This window comes from Mesorhizobium sp. WSM4807 (assembly GCF_055811615.1).
Window position 1 is genome coordinate 35,687 of the sequence record NZ_JBVVQY010000021.1, and the last position, 12,797, is coordinate 48,483.

The following is a 12,797-nucleotide window of genomic DNA, read 5'->3' on the forward strand; positions in this document are numbered from 1 at the left end:
AAGCGATTCAGCGCATTGCGTTTTGCGCCCTGCTGTCGGCTGCCGGTACCGCCCCTGTCTTGTCCGCAGACCTCCCCGCCGGCTTCGTTCGGCTGGCCGACATCGATCGCACCATCCGGCAGGACATCCGCTACGCCCGCACAGATAATTTCCTGCACCGCAAGGCAGCCGGCTACGACGCGCCGGTATGCATCCTCACCGGGCGAGCGGCGGAAGCGCTTTCCGGAGTCCAGAAAGCGATTGCCGCCGAGGGGCTGACGCTGGTCGTGTTCGACTGCTACCGCCCGGCGCGCGCCGTCTCCGACATTGGCGAATGGACTGGGGAAGGCGGACCACCCGACCCGCAATGGTATCCGACGGTCAAGCGCAAGGACCTCATCGCCAAAGGATATGTCGGCGAACTGTCGACGCATTCGCGCGGCTCGACCGTCGATGTCGCCATCGCGCGAGCCGACCGCAACACCGCTCCAAAACAGGCCTGCGGCGCGCCCAATGCCGATACGCTCGATTTCGGCACCGGCTTCGACTGTTTCGACCCGATGAGCGAAACGGCGCACCGTCCGCTCGCCGGGGAAGCAACCGCAAATCGCAAGAGGCTTGTCGAGGCCATGCGCGCCGGCGGCTTCAGGAATTATGCGCGCGAATGGTGGCACTTCACGCTGGAAAACGAGCCATTTCCAAAGCAGCGCTTCGATTTTCCCGTCACCGCCGACTAAACGCTGGCCGCTGCGAAGGCAATTCGCGCTCGCACCACATCCAGCCATTGCCGAGACGCGACCTGTCTCTAGATAGATCGCTTCATGAGCCCGAATCCGCACTGCAGCGTTGCGAGGAAAGAATTTCCTCATGAGGCCAAAGGTCGGCGAAAAATTGCTTCACAAGGCCAAAAAAAGCAACATTGATTGCATCTAATTTCTACCAATTCAGTAGATTGAGGTGAGCTCAACGGAGGCGGAAATGACCAATCCTCGTTTCAGGAAACTGCTCGGCGCACTGGTTGCCACATCTGTCCAGTTCGGCACGCTCGGTTTCGCGTTTGCCGATACCACCATCCTCAACGTGTCCTATGACCCGACGCGTGAGCTGTACAAGCAATTCGACGAGGCTTTTATCGCCCACTGGAAGGCCGAGACCGGTGAGACGGTAACCGTCCAGCAGTCACATGGCGGGTCGGGCGCGCAGGCCCGCGCCGTGATCGACGGCCTCGACGCCGACGTGGTGACGCTAGCGCTCGAAGGCGACATCAACGCCATCGTGGAGAAATCGAAGACGATCAATCCCGACTGGCGGACCAAGTTCGAGAACAACTCGGCGCCCTACACCTCGACCATCATCTTCCTCGTCCGCAAAGGCAACCCGAAGGGCATCCAGGACTGGGGCGATCTGGTCAAGGACGACGTCCAGGTGATCACCCCGAACCCCAAGACCTCGGGCGGCGCGCGCTGGAACTATCTCGCCGCCTGGGCCTACGCCAACGCCAAGGATGGCGGTGACGAGGCCAAGACCAAGGAATTCGTCGGCAATCTCTACGCTCATGTTCCGGTGCTCGACACCGGTGCGCGCGGTGCGACCGTGACTTTCGCGCAAAAAGGCCTGGGCGACGTGTTGCTGGCCTGGGAAAACGAGGCCTATCTGGCGCTCGACGAATTCGGTGCCGATAATTTCGATATCGTTTACCCGCCGACCTCGATCCTGGCCGAGCCGCCGGTCGCCGTGGTCGACGCCAATGTCGACGCCAAAGGCACGCGAAAAGTCGCCGAAGCCTATCTAGGCTATCTCTACTCCAAGGAAGGCCAGACGCTGATCGCCAAGAACCACTATCGCCCGTCGAAGCCCGATTTGGTGCCGGCGGAGGACCTCGCCAAACTGCCTGAGATCAAGCTGATCACCATCGACGATCCGCTTTTTGGCGGTTGGAAGAAAGCACAGCCTTACCATTTCGGCGACGGTGGTATATTCGACCAGATCTACAAGCCGGCCCAGTAGACCCAGTAAGCTAGATTCTAGATCAGGACGACATGACCACAGCACCCGCCAAGGCGGGGTGGCGGTTCAGACAGCCGAGCGTCATTCCGGGTTTCGGATTGACGCTCGGCTTCTCGCTTGCCTACCTCACGCTCATCATCCTCATTCCCCTGTCGGGGCTGATCTGGCGATCGGCCGCGCTCGGCTGGGCCGATTTCTGGGCGATCGCCACCGACCGCCGCACCATCAATGCGCTTGAAATCAGCTTCGGCACCGCCTTCTTTGCCGCCGCGGTCAATGTCGTCTTCGGCACGATCGTCGCCTGGGTGCTGGTGCGCTACAGCTTTCCTGGCCGCCGAATCGTCGATGCCATGGTCGACCTGCCCTTCGCGCTGCCGACGGCGGTTGCCGGCATCGCACTGACCACGCTCTACGCGCCGAATGGCTGGCTCGGCAGCCTGCTGGCGCCGCTCGGCATCAAGGTCGCCTACACGCCGCTCGGCATCGTCATCGCGCTGATCTTCATCGGCCTGCCCTTCGTCGTGCGCACCGTCCAGCCGATTATGGAGGAGATCGACAAGGAGGTGGAGGAAGTGGCTGCCACGCTCGGCGCCAATCGCTTCCAGACCATCGCCCGGGTTCTGCTTCCGGGCCTGGCGCCGGCCATCGTCACCGGTTTTGCGCTGGCTTTCGCGCGCGGTGTCGGCGAGTATGGCTCCGTCATCTTCATCGCCGGCAATCTGCCCTACAAATCCGAGATCGCGCCGCTTTTGATCGTCATCCGGCTGGAGGAATACAATTATGCGGCGGCGACCGCGATCGCGGCGATCATGCTCGCTTTGTCGTTCGTGATGCTTCTGGTCATCAATCTGGTGCAGACGTGGAGCCGCAAGCGCTATGGCTGATCCGGAGATCAAATCCTACGCACCGCACCACGAAAGCCAGTCGGCGGCAATAACCGAAAGCCGCCCGGCGAAAGCCGTGCTGATGATCGTGACCTTTGCCTTCCTCGGCATTTTCCTGCTGTTGCCGCTGATCGTCGTCTTCAACGAAGCCTTCGCAAAGGGCCTCAGTGCCTATACGGAGGCGCTGACCAACCTCGACACGCGCTCGGCGATCCACCTGACGCTGCTGGTGGCGGCGATCTCGGTGCCGCTCAACATCGTCTTCGGCATCTCCGCCGCCTGGGCGATCGCCAAGTTCGAGTTCAAGGGCAAGGCCTTCCTAACCACGCTCATCGACCTGCCGTTTTCGGTCTCGCCGGTCATTTCCGGACTGGTCTATGTGCTGTTGTTCGGCGCGCAAGGCCTGCTCGGCGCCTGGCTGAAGTCGCATGGCATCGTCATCCTCTTTGCCGTGCCGGGCATCGTGCTCGCCACCATCTTCGTCACCTTTCCCTTCGTCGCCCGCGAACTGATCCCCTTGATGCAGGAACAGGGCAATGGCGACGAGGAGGCGGCGCTGTCGCTCGGGGCCAATGGCTGGCAGGCGTTCTGGTACGTGATGCTGCCCAACGTCAAATGGGGGCTGCTCTACGGCGTCTTGTTGTGCAATGCCCGCGCCATGGGCGAGTTCGGCGCGGTGTCGGTGGTGTCGGGCCACATACGCGGGCTGACCAACACCATGCCGCTGCATGTCGAAATCCTCTATAACGAGTACAATGCTGCCGCCGCGTTCGCCGTCGCCTCGCTGCTTGCGGGCCTGGCGCTCGTCACGCTGGTCTTGAAAACACTTCTCGAAATGCGCTACGGCGCCGAGATCGCCGCGACGCGCGGACACTGAAAAAAGGGACGGTTGATGGAAGTTCGCGTTGCCAACGTGCGCAAGGAGTTTGAACGGTTTCCGGCCCTCCACGACGTTTCGCTCGACATCAAGTCCGGCGAGTTGATCGCGCTGCTCGGGCCTTCCGGCTCCGGCAAGACAACGCTGCTCAGGCTGATAGCCGGGCTGGAGCGGCCGACGAAAGGAAAGATCTTCTTCGGCGAGGAGGATGCGTCGCAAAAGTCGATCCAGGAGCGCAATGTCGGCTTCGTTTTCCAGCATTATGCGCTGTTTCGCCATATGACGGTGGCCGACAATATCGGCTTCGGCTTAAAAGTTCGGCACGGGCCGTCACGGCCGTCGGCGCAGGAAATCCGCCGCCGTGCCTCAGAGCTTCTCGACCTCGTCCAGCTTTCCGGCTTGGAGAAACGCTATCCGGCGCAGCTTTCCGGCGGCCAGCGCCAGCGTGTGGCGCTTGCCCGCGCCATGGCGATCGAACCGGCCGTGCTTTTGCTCGACGAGCCGTTCGGCGCGCTCGATGCCCAGGTCCGCCGCGAACTGCGCCGTTGGCTGCGCGACATCCACGACGCCACCGGCCACACCACGGTCTTCGTCACCCATGACCAGGAAGAGGCGCTCGAGCTTGCCGACCGCGTCGTGGTGATGAGCCAGGGCAGCATCGAGCAGGTCGGCACCGCCGATGAAATCTACGACACACCGAACTCGCCGTTCGTCTACGGCTTCATCGGTGAATCGAGTGCGCTTCCCGTCAAGGTCGAAGACGGTCAGGTCTGGATCGCCGACCGCCCGATCGGGCTGTCCGCGCCGCATGCACCGCAAGGCGAAGCGACGCTGTTCTTCCGTCCGCACGATGTCGAACTGGTGGACGAATGCAATGGCTGCATCGCCGGCACGGTCGCCGCCAGCCGCCGCGTCGCCGGCACCAGACGGGTGGAGCTCGAAATCGGCGGCGAGCGTCAGCGGGTCGAGATCGAGCTGCCCGTCGACCATCCGGCGGCGCAGAAAAGCCGGGTGGCGTTCAGGCCGCGGCGCTGGAAGCTTTTTCCGACTGCTTGATCCTCTATCCGGCCTACACCAGCCAGTTCTCGACCTTCAGGCCTTTGATCCGGTTGAACTCTGCCGTGTTGGCCGTCACCAGGGTAGTGCCCAGTGCGTAGGCGTGGGCAGCAATAAAAAGGTCGTTTTGGCCAATGGTCTGGCCGATGCGTTCCAACTCGGCGCGAATCGCGCCGTACTCGACATCCACCGGCACATCGAGCGGCAAGACAGGAATCTCAGCCAGCAATTCCTCGACTTTCTTGAGCAGCTTGACCGATCCTTTCCTGACGCAGCCATATCGCAGTTCCGAGGCGACGACGATGCTGGTACACACGGCGGCGTCTCCCACGCGCAGGATGGCGCTGGCGGCTCTGCCTGCCGGGTTTCGGATCATGTCGCTGATAATGTTCGTGTCCAGCATGAACCTCATTTAAAAAAATCCTCGGATTTGACAGGCATATCGTCGATCTCGGGGAAGTCCTCCTCGGGACCGAGCCGCGGCTCTTTCGCCCATTGCGCGAGCAGCCCCGTGAGGCCAGGTTTGCGGACCGGCTCGATGACCAAGCGGTCGCCTTCACGGCTGATCAAGACCTTTTCGCCGGGGAGCTCGAACTCGACAGGAATGCGCACCGCTTGGCTGCGATTGTTACGAAACAGCTTCGCCTCTTTCGGTGGCGTTGTAGAATGGCGGCGCTGGGGCATGGCGACGGCTCCCTTGTATATACCATTTGTATATGCCAGATTACGCCATGACGCAATCGTCTTGCCAGCACAAGGGCCGACCGGGCACCGCTGCCCAGGTGAGCCTCGAACACCCTGCTTGAAAGAAAATCCTAGCGACGGCCCGGAATGGGAACATTTTTCTCGCGATGATGTGGCGAAGCCGTTCTACGTGTCTCGTCGCCCATCATGCCTTGCCGCTATGGTTGGGTAATAAGCGCACTGCGTTGGAGGCCTGTTTTCATGAAGCGATTTTTGCTTGGCGTCGCCACATTGGCCGGCCTGTTCCTGGCATCCTCCCAAGCCTGGTCGGCCGACAGACTGCTGAATGCGTCCTATGATGTAGGCCGCGAATTGTTTGCGCAGGTCAACAAGGCCTTCATCGCCGAGCACCCCGGCGTGGCCATCGATCAGTCGCATGCCGGGACGTCGGCGCAAGCGCGCGCCATTGCCGAGGGCCTCGGCGCCGATGTCGTCACCTTCAACCAGGTCATCGACATCGACTTCCTGGTCTCGAAGGGTCTTATCTCCGCCGACTGGCAGAAGGACTTCCCCGACAACGCCTCGCCTTTCTATTCGCTGCCGTCCTTTTTGGTGCGCGCCGGCAATCCGAAAAACATCAAGGATTGGAACGATCTCGTGCGCGACGACGTCCAGGTGATCTTCCCCAACCCGAAAACGTCTGGCAATGCGCGCTACACCTATCTGGCGGCCACCGCCTACGCCAAGGAGGCCTTCAAGGACGACGACGCCAAGGTGAAGGAATTCGTCACCAAGTTGTTCAACAACGTCCCGATCTTCGACTCCGGCGGACGCGCCGCCACCACCACCTTCGTGCAGCGCGAGATCGGCGACGTGCTGATCACCTTCGAGTCGGAAACGCGCGGCGTCCGCAGGGAGTATGGCGATGACAAGTTCGAGCAGGTGACACCCTCGGTCAGCCTGCTGGCGGAGTTTCCGGTGGCGATCGTCGATACGGTCGCCGACGAGCATGGCACGCGTGACCTCGCCAAGACCTATCTCGACTTCCTCTACACGCCGCAGGGCCAGGACATCGCCGCCCGCAACGGCCTGCGGACTCGCGACGCGGCGGTCGCCGCCAAATACAAGGCCGAGTTTCCCGATGTCCGCCTGCTGACGGTGGAGGACGTCTTCGGCGGCTGGGCCAAGGTCAAGGTCGAGCATTTCGCAGCCGGCGGACTGCTCGACCAGACCTATGGTAGCCGCTGAAGCAAGCAATCTTCGAACGTGATAAGAAAGCCGGCTTTTGCCGGCCTTCTTCGTTTTCGCGGTCCGGAAAGGTGATTTCGCGCATTTTCGGGGCGGACCATCCAAAACGTCACGAAGAATCAACGTGTTTGTGCCTACCGTTCCATCAGACGGCTTGTTTTCGCGAAACTGCATCGCGCGACCAAAACGTCATGATTTACACACAAACAACCGCCAGATGCGGGGCGGTTGGGGTTTTCATGAACTGAATCGGGCATGCTTACCAAAAAAGGCAAATACGGCCTCAAGGCCCTCGTGCATCTGTCAGGCTTGCCGGTCGGCCAGCTCGCATTCGTCAACGACATTGCCGTCGCCAACAACATCCCGAAGAAATTCCTGGATGCCATTCTGGGCGAATTGCGCAATGCCGGGTTCGTCCAGAGCCGCAAGGGCAAGGAAGGCGGCTATCGCCTCGCCCGGCCGGCCTCCGAGATCAAGATCGGCCATGTCGTGCGTGTCCTCGACGGGCCGCTGGCGCCAATCCCTTGCGCCAGCCGCACCCAATATCAGCGCTGCGAGGATTGCGACGAAGCGACATGCCAGGTCCGGAACATGATGCTGGAGGTGCGCCAGGCGATCGCCGAGGTGCTGGACAATCGCAGCCTCGCCGCGATGCGCGACGCCGACAATGACGATTTTCCAGTCGAACTGACGTCGCAGATCTGATCAGCCGCCGCTAAAGCGGGATCCGCGCCGGCGAAACCGGCTCATGAATTCGCCTCAAACAGGCTCACGACATCGCCGACGATGTCGGCGACCGGGCGCGTCGCATCGAGCGTCAATGCGTTCTCGTCGGCTGCCGGCGCTTCGAGCGTGGCGAACTGGCTGTCGACCAGGCTTGCCGGCATGAAATGGCCCTGGCGGGAGCCGACACGCTGCTTTGCGGTCGCGGGATCGATTTCCAGATAGAGGAAAACGATGTCTTGGCAAAAGCCGCGCAGATGTTCGCGGTAGCTGCGCTTCAGCGCCGAACAGGCGGCGACCACGCATTGCCCTTCGCCGACCGATCCCGCAATGCGCCGGCCGATCGCGTCGAGCCAGCCTTCGCGCAATGCGTCGGTCAGCGGCTCGCCTCTTGCCATACGCGCGACGTTTTCCGGCGGATGCAGCCGGTCGCCCTCGACGAAGATGGCGCCCAACGCTGCGGCCAGCGCTTCGCCGACGGCCGACTTGCCACAACCGGCGACGCCCATCACCACGACGGCCGGTGCGGACCGGACAGCATCCCTCTGCATTTGTGCTGCCTTTTCGTCCACGATGCGGGTCAGCGGCTGGCCGGCGCGCGGCCGTAAAGCAGGAGCATTGCGACGATGACGACGCCGTAGATGATCTGCCGGCCCGCCTCCGGCATCTGCATGACCGAAAGAATGGATTGCAAAAGCGTGATCAGGATGACGCCAGCGACCGTGCCGAGATAGGAGCCGCGGCCGCCGAGGATCGAGGTGCCGCCAAGCACGACCGCTGCGATCGACGGCAGGAGATAGGCGTCGCCCATCGACTGCGCCGCCTTGGAGGCATAGCCGGCCAGAAGCACGCCGCCGAAGGCGGAGAGCCCGCCGGACACGGCGAAGGCGATCAGCACCACGCGCCGCGTGTCGATGCCGGAGAGGTAGGCGGCGCGCTCGCGGTTGCCGATGCCGTAGACCGTGCGGCCGAAGCCTGTGCGGGTCAGCACGAAAACCATCGCAGCACCGATCAGCGCCCAGATGACGACCGCGTTGGGCACGCCTGGAATGGCAAAGCCGGTCGCCAGATAGCGCATCGCCCGGGTCGCCGAATCCTGCGGCGAGAAGCCGCCCGTATAGACCACCATCAGCCCTTGCGCGACGGCATTGGTGGCAAGCGTGATGATCATCGAGGGAATGCGCAGATAAGCGACGCCGATGCCGTTGACGACGCCGATCAGCAGACCGCAGAAGATGCCGAACGGGATCGCCAGCGCCACGCCGACCGGGCCGTAGGCGGCGGCCGCACAGGCCATCATTGCGCCCGCCGCCACCGACCACGGCACCGACAGGTCGATCTGGCCGAGCAGGATGACCAGCATCATGCCGGTGGCGATGATGCCGAGAAACGAGGCCACCTTGAGCTGCTGCAGCAGATATTCCGGCGACAGGAAGCTGCGCGAATAGAGACTGCCGACGAACAGCAGCAGCACGATACAGGCAAAGGCGGTCAGCACCGCAGGGTCGGCGCGGCGGATGAATTTCGGCATGCGGCCAGCGATGCCGCCGACGGTCGTTTCGCTCACAGGAACCACTCCAGGCGGTTGCGGACTCTGAACAGGGCGAAGGCGCCGAGGCTGACCGCGATCAGCAGGATGACGCCCTGGAACAGCGGCTGCCAGAGCGGATCGAAATCGAAAACGAAGAGCAGGTCGCCGATGGTGCGGAAGGCGAGCGCCCCAAAAATCGCGCCGATGGCGCTGCCCTTGCCGCCGAACAGCGAGACGCCGCCGAGCACCACGGCGGCGATCGAGAACAGCGTATAGGCATTGCCGCTGGCATAGGCCGCCTCGCCCGTATAGGTGAAGAAGGTCAGGAACAGCCCGCCGATCGCGGCCAGCAGGCCGGCCAGCGTATAGGCGGCGAATTTGCCGCGGCGGATCGGCACGCCGGACATGTAGGCCGCCATCTCAGACGATCCGGCCGCATAAGCCGCGCGGCCAAGCACGGAGCGGCTGAACGGCACCCAGACGACGAGCACGACGGCCAGCAGCGCCACCAGGCTCGCCGGCACCACGCCGAACAGCCGTCCGGTCAGCGCATCGGCGAGATCCTCGTTGACCGAGCCGCCCGGGAAGGGTCTCAAAAGCAGCGCGATGCCGAAATAGACCGCGCCGGTGGCGATGGTGGTGACGATCGGCTGCAGCCGTCCGTAGATGACGATGGCGCCGTTGATCGCCCCGCACAGCAGCCCGGTGCCAAGCACCGCGACGACGCCCAACGCGGTCTCGATGCCGGTGCCGATGACCAGCCATGAGGCCAGGCAGTTGGTCAGCAGGAAGATCATGCCGACGGAAAGGTCGATGCCGGCGGTGATCACCACCAGCGTCTGCGCCATGGCGACGAAGGCAAGCAGCACGCCCTTGTTGGAAGCCGTCTGCACGACGTTGGCGGTAAAGCCAGCCGGATGGTTCGAGGTGTAGATCGTAAACATCACGATGAAGATGCCGAACGCCAGCAGCGTTCCGCGTTGTTCGGCAAGCCAATAGCGCCAATCCTTCACGCGTCCGCTCCTCGGGCTGGCGTCTTCGCCATGCCTCTAACAGGCATCTCTTCGCCATGGATGTTGAGCGCGCTGGCGATCAGCGCCCGCTCGGTGATCTCGGCGCCGACCAGCTCGCGCTTGACCGCTCCGTCATAGAGCACCAGCACCCGGTCGCAGCAGCCGATCAGCTCGTCATAGTCGGTGGAGTAAAACAGGATCGCCGCGCCTTGGTCGGCAAGCTTGCGCATCAGTTGATACAGTTCCTGCTTGGTGCCGACATCGATGCCCCGCGTCGGGTCGTTGAGCAGGATGATGCGCGGCTGCCGCATCAGCCATTTGGCGATGACGACCTTCTGCTGGTTGCCGCCGGACAGCGCGCCGACCGGAATGTCGAGCCCTGCCGTCTTTATCGCCAGCAGACCCACCATGTCGTCGATCAGCCGCTGCTCGGCTGCACGGTCGATGATGCCGGCCCTGGACAGCCGGTCGAGTGCGGCGAAGGAGAGGTTTTCGCGCACCGTCATCGGCAGCATCAGGCCTTCCGTCTTGCGATCTTCCGGGATCAGCGCCATGCCGATCCGGTCACTGCGAGCCTTGGCCGGGCTGGCGATGACCGCCGGCTTGCCATCGATCAATATCTGGCCGCTGAGGCCGCGCAGCACACCAAAAAAGGCGAGCAGCAACTCGCGCTGGCCCTGGCCGTCGAGACCGCCAAGGCCGACGACTTCGCCTGCCCCGACCGTGAGCGAGATATTGTCCAGCCGATCGGTCCAGGACAGTTTTCGCGCCTCCAGCACGGGCGCGGCGGTGGCCGGCGCGCGCACCGGCTTTGGCGGAAAGATGTGGCTGTATTCGCGGCCGATCATCAGCTCGACGACTTCATTGTCGCTCTTCGTGCCAGCCGCGTAGCTGGCGACGTTGCGGCCGTTGCGGAACACCGTGCACTGGTCGGCTAGCTCGGCGATCTCGTTCATCCGATGCGAGATGTAGAGCAGCGCCAGCCCTTCCGAGCGCAGCCGCTTCAAGACGCCGAAAATCTTCGCGACGTCGGCCGCGGTCAGCGCCGAGGTCGCCTCGTCGAGGATCAGGATGCGCGGCTTGCGTGCCAGCGCCTTGGCGATCTCGACCATCTGCCTTCTTGAAAGAGGAAGATCCTTGACCAGCGCCAGCGGGTGGATGTCGGCAGCGCCGGCGCGAGCAAGGGCTTCTTCCGCGATGCGGCGCTGCGCCTTACGGTCGATCATGCCGAAACGCCTGGGCGGATCGGAAATGACGATGTTGTCGGCGACGCTGAGTTCGGGGACGAGCGACAGTTCCTGGAAGATGCAGACGATGCCGGCCTGGTTGGCCGCGGCCGGCGACGCGAAGGTCACTTCGCTTCCGTCCAGCATCATGCGGCCTTCGTCAGGTGCGACGACGCCGGCCATGACCTTGATCAGCGTCGATTTGCCGGCGCCGTTTTCGCCAAGAATGGCGTGAATGCTGCCTGATGTAACCGAAAGCTCGGCCTTTTCCAGCGCCCGCACACCGCCATAGCGCTTGGATATGCCCTCCATGCGGAAGAGCGGAACCGCACCGTCCATCGGCCCCTCCCAAGGCGCTTGTTCTTTGGGACCGGCGCCGCGGGATAGCCCGCGGCGCCGAGCGACAGTCTACTGGTTTTCCTTGCTCTGGCCCATGATTTCCTGCGCGGTGAAGTTGATGCCGCAGGTCGGGAAAGAGTTGCCGACGAAGAAATTGTCGGATTGGTCGGGGAAATAGTCCTCGCCTTCCTTGAAGTTCGGATCCTCGACGATCGCCAGCGGCAGCTTCACCGCTTGCGGGACGACCTGGCCTTCGAGCGCGGCAATCGCCGTCTTGATGGCGACCGCTACCTGGGCCGGGCCGGTTCCGGCCGACGAGCATTTCAGCCCCTCTGCGGCAAACTTCGCGCAGAATTTGCGAAAGCCATTCTCCGTTTCGCCGCCGAACGGCACGAACGGATGCTTGGCATCGATCATCGCCTGGACGATGCCGGTGTCGCCGCCCTGCCCGGTGATGCCGTCGAAGGGACCGTTGGTGGCGATCGCGTCGGCCGTAGCCTTTTGCGCCACGCCATCGTCCCATTTGCCGATGACTTCGGTGACCTCCCACTTCTTGCCGGAAGCGTTGAAAACCTCGTGGATGCCGTTATGGCGGTCGGTGTCGACCGACGTGCCGGCAACGCCGCGCACCTCAAGGATCTTGCCACCATTGGGCACATGCTTGACCAGCCAGTTGGCCCACAACTCGCCAAGGCCTTTCTGGTCGACATTGACGTTGATGGCGTCCTTGGTGTCGAGAATGTTGTCGAAGGCGACCAGCACGACGCCGGCTTCCTTGGCGCGCTTGATGACCGGTCCGAACGCTGTCGGATTCTGCGCGTTGACGACGATCGCGTCATAACCGGAATCGATGAAGTTGTTGATCGCCGAAATCTGCGCCGGCACGTCTTCGCCGGTCGAGACGACCTTGAATTCCTTCAGTTTCGCCGCGACCTCCGGCTGCGCCGCATAGGCCTTCGCCGTCTGCACCATCTGGATGCGCCAAGTGTTGGCGATGTAGCCATTGGCAAGCGCGATGCGGTACGGGCCTTCCTTCTTGGGGAACTTGAAGAACTGCGTGTCGGCCGCCCACGGCGCGAAGCAGTCCGGCTCGGCGGACGGGCCTTTGACGATTTCGGCTTCGGCGAGCGCCGACGAGCTCAGCATGACGAATGCAGTGGCGGCAACGATGCCACCAACAAGTGACTTGAACATCGATATTCCTCCCAGTTGCAGTTTTGATTGTGCCTA

14 protein-coding genes are annotated in these 12,797 nt (G+C 62.8%); 7 read left to right on the forward strand and 7 right to left on the reverse strand.

The annotated features are described in order from the left end of the window. Positions 1–59 precede the first annotated feature (59 nt). From AC0L3N_RS23965 to AC0L3N_RS23985, 5 genes are all read left to right on the forward strand, one after another. Positions 60–716: a M15 family metallopeptidase gene (locus AC0L3N_RS23965; RefSeq protein ID WP_473549829.1), complete on the forward strand. Its 657-nt coding sequence runs from the start codon at positions 60–62 to the stop codon at positions 714–716. A 241-nt stretch (positions 717–957) separates the two neighbouring features. Beyond that, the gene (locus AC0L3N_RS23970; protein ID WP_473549830.1) at positions 958–1,986 is read left to right on the forward strand and encodes a sulfate ABC transporter substrate-binding protein; all 1,029 of its coding nucleotides are present in this window, start codon (positions 958–960) and stop codon (positions 1,984–1,986) included. 32 nt (positions 1,987–2,018) lie between these two features. Further along, complete coding sequence (gene cysT, locus AC0L3N_RS23975) at positions 2,019–2,870, forward strand: sulfate ABC transporter permease subunit CysT (RefSeq protein ID WP_123152024.1); 852 nt, start codon at positions 2,019–2,021, stop codon at positions 2,868–2,870. Continuing rightward, positions 2,863–3,747 (forward strand): sulfate ABC transporter permease subunit CysW, encoded by an 885-nt coding sequence (cysW, locus tag AC0L3N_RS23980; RefSeq protein WP_473549832.1) that lies wholly within the window; start codon positions 2,863–2,865, stop codon positions 3,745–3,747. Before cysT ends, cysW begins: the two co-directional genes overlap by 8 nt. 15 nt (positions 3,748–3,762) lie before the next feature. Continuing rightward, positions 3,763–4,803: a sulfate/molybdate ABC transporter ATP-binding protein gene (locus tag AC0L3N_RS23985; RefSeq protein ID WP_473549833.1), complete on the forward strand. Its 1,041-nt coding sequence runs from the start codon at positions 3,763–3,765 to the stop codon at positions 4,801–4,803. A gap of 13 nt (positions 4,804–4,816) precedes the next feature. Here AC0L3N_RS23985 and AC0L3N_RS23990 read toward each other — a convergent pair whose 3' ends face one another. Both AC0L3N_RS23990 and AC0L3N_RS23995 read right to left on the reverse strand, forming a co-directional pair. After that, positions 4,817–5,215, reverse strand: a complete 399-nt coding sequence (locus AC0L3N_RS23990; RefSeq protein WP_123152027.1) for a type II toxin-antitoxin system VapC family toxin — start codon at positions 5,213–5,215, stop codon at positions 4,817–4,819. Then, positions 5,212–5,487 (reverse strand): antitoxin, encoded by a 276-nt coding sequence (locus AC0L3N_RS23995; RefSeq protein WP_123152028.1) that lies wholly within the window; start codon positions 5,485–5,487, stop codon positions 5,212–5,214. Before AC0L3N_RS23995 ends, AC0L3N_RS23990 begins: the two co-directional genes overlap by 4 nt. A gap of 261 nt (positions 5,488–5,748) precedes the next feature. On the opposite strand from AC0L3N_RS23995, the gene AC0L3N_RS24000 reads away from it, so the two are divergent. Continuing rightward, positions 5,749–6,735, forward strand: coding sequence for a sulfate ABC transporter substrate-binding protein (locus AC0L3N_RS24000; protein WP_473549835.1), 987 nt, complete (start codon positions 5,749–5,751; stop codon positions 6,733–6,735). A gap of 255 nt (positions 6,736–6,990) precedes the next feature. Next, complete coding sequence (locus tag AC0L3N_RS24005) at positions 6,991–7,440, forward strand: RrF2 family transcriptional regulator (protein WP_029351604.1); 450 nt, start codon at positions 6,991–6,993, stop codon at positions 7,438–7,440. Positions 7,441–7,481: 41 nt separating this feature from the next. On the opposite strand, the gene AC0L3N_RS24010 is transcribed toward AC0L3N_RS24005, so the two are convergent. From AC0L3N_RS24010 to AC0L3N_RS24030, 5 genes are all read right to left on the reverse strand, one after another. Beyond that, the gene (locus AC0L3N_RS24010) at positions 7,482–8,009 is read right to left on the reverse strand and encodes a gluconokinase (RefSeq protein WP_473549836.1); all 528 of its coding nucleotides are present in this window, start codon (positions 8,007–8,009) and stop codon (positions 7,482–7,484) included. Positions 8,010–8,038: 29 nt separating this feature from the next. Further along, positions 8,039–9,025 (reverse strand): ABC transporter permease, encoded by a 987-nt coding sequence (locus AC0L3N_RS24015; RefSeq protein WP_473549837.1) that lies wholly within the window; start codon positions 9,023–9,025, stop codon positions 8,039–8,041. Next, entirely contained in the window at positions 9,022–10,002 is a 981-nt protein-coding gene (locus AC0L3N_RS24020; RefSeq protein WP_473549839.1) for an ABC transporter permease, read from the reverse strand. Before AC0L3N_RS24020 ends, AC0L3N_RS24015 begins: the two co-directional genes overlap by 4 nt. Continuing rightward, the gene (locus AC0L3N_RS24025; RefSeq protein ID WP_473549840.1) at positions 9,999–11,567 is read right to left on the reverse strand and encodes a sugar ABC transporter ATP-binding protein; all 1,569 of its coding nucleotides are present in this window, start codon (positions 11,565–11,567) and stop codon (positions 9,999–10,001) included. The genes AC0L3N_RS24020 and AC0L3N_RS24025 overlap by 4 nt, the downstream gene beginning before the upstream one ends. A 69-nt stretch (positions 11,568–11,636) precedes the next feature. Next, on the reverse strand, positions 11,637–12,761 hold the full coding sequence (locus AC0L3N_RS24030) for a sugar ABC transporter substrate-binding protein (RefSeq protein WP_123152034.1): 1,125 nt from the start codon (positions 12,759–12,761) through the stop codon (positions 11,637–11,639). Positions 12,762–12,797 lie beyond the last annotated feature (36 nt).

Excerpts from the sequence above, each read along its gene's own strand:
- AC0L3N_RS23970 (WP_473549830.1), top strand. The coding sequence starts at position 958 with ATGACCAATCCTCGTTTCAGGAAACTGCTCGGCGCACTGGTTGCCACA.
- cysT (WP_123152024.1), top strand. The coding sequence starts at position 2,019 with ATGACCACAGCACCCGCCAAGGCGGGGTGGCGGTTCAGACAGCCGAGC.
- cysW (WP_473549832.1), top strand. The coding sequence starts at position 2,863 with ATGGCTGATCCGGAGATCAAATCCTACGCACCGCACCACGAAAGCCAG.
- AC0L3N_RS23985 (WP_473549833.1), top strand. The coding sequence starts at position 3,763 with ATGGAAGTTCGCGTTGCCAACGTGCGCAAGGAGTTTGAACGGTTTCCG.
- AC0L3N_RS23990 (WP_123152027.1), bottom strand. The coding sequence starts at position 5,215 with ATGAGGTTCATGCTGGACACGAACATTATCAGCGACATGATCCGAAAC.
- AC0L3N_RS23995 (WP_123152028.1), bottom strand. The coding sequence starts at position 5,487 with ATGCCCCAGCGCCGCCATTCTACAACGCCACCGAAAGAGGCGAAGCTG.
- AC0L3N_RS24000 (WP_473549835.1), top strand. The coding sequence starts at position 5,749 with ATGAAGCGATTTTTGCTTGGCGTCGCCACATTGGCCGGCCTGTTCCTG.
- AC0L3N_RS24005 (WP_029351604.1), top strand. The coding sequence starts at position 6,991 with ATGCTTACCAAAAAAGGCAAATACGGCCTCAAGGCCCTCGTGCATCTG.
- AC0L3N_RS24010 (WP_473549836.1), bottom strand. The coding sequence starts at position 8,009 with ATGCAGAGGGATGCTGTCCGGTCCGCACCGGCCGTCGTGGTGATGGGC.
- AC0L3N_RS24025 (WP_473549840.1), bottom strand. The coding sequence starts at position 11,567 with ATGGACGGTGCGGTTCCGCTCTTCCGCATGGAGGGCATATCCAAGCGC.
- AC0L3N_RS24030 (WP_123152034.1), bottom strand. The coding sequence starts at position 12,761 with ATGTTCAAGTCACTTGTTGGTGGCATCGTTGCCGCCACTGCATTCGTC.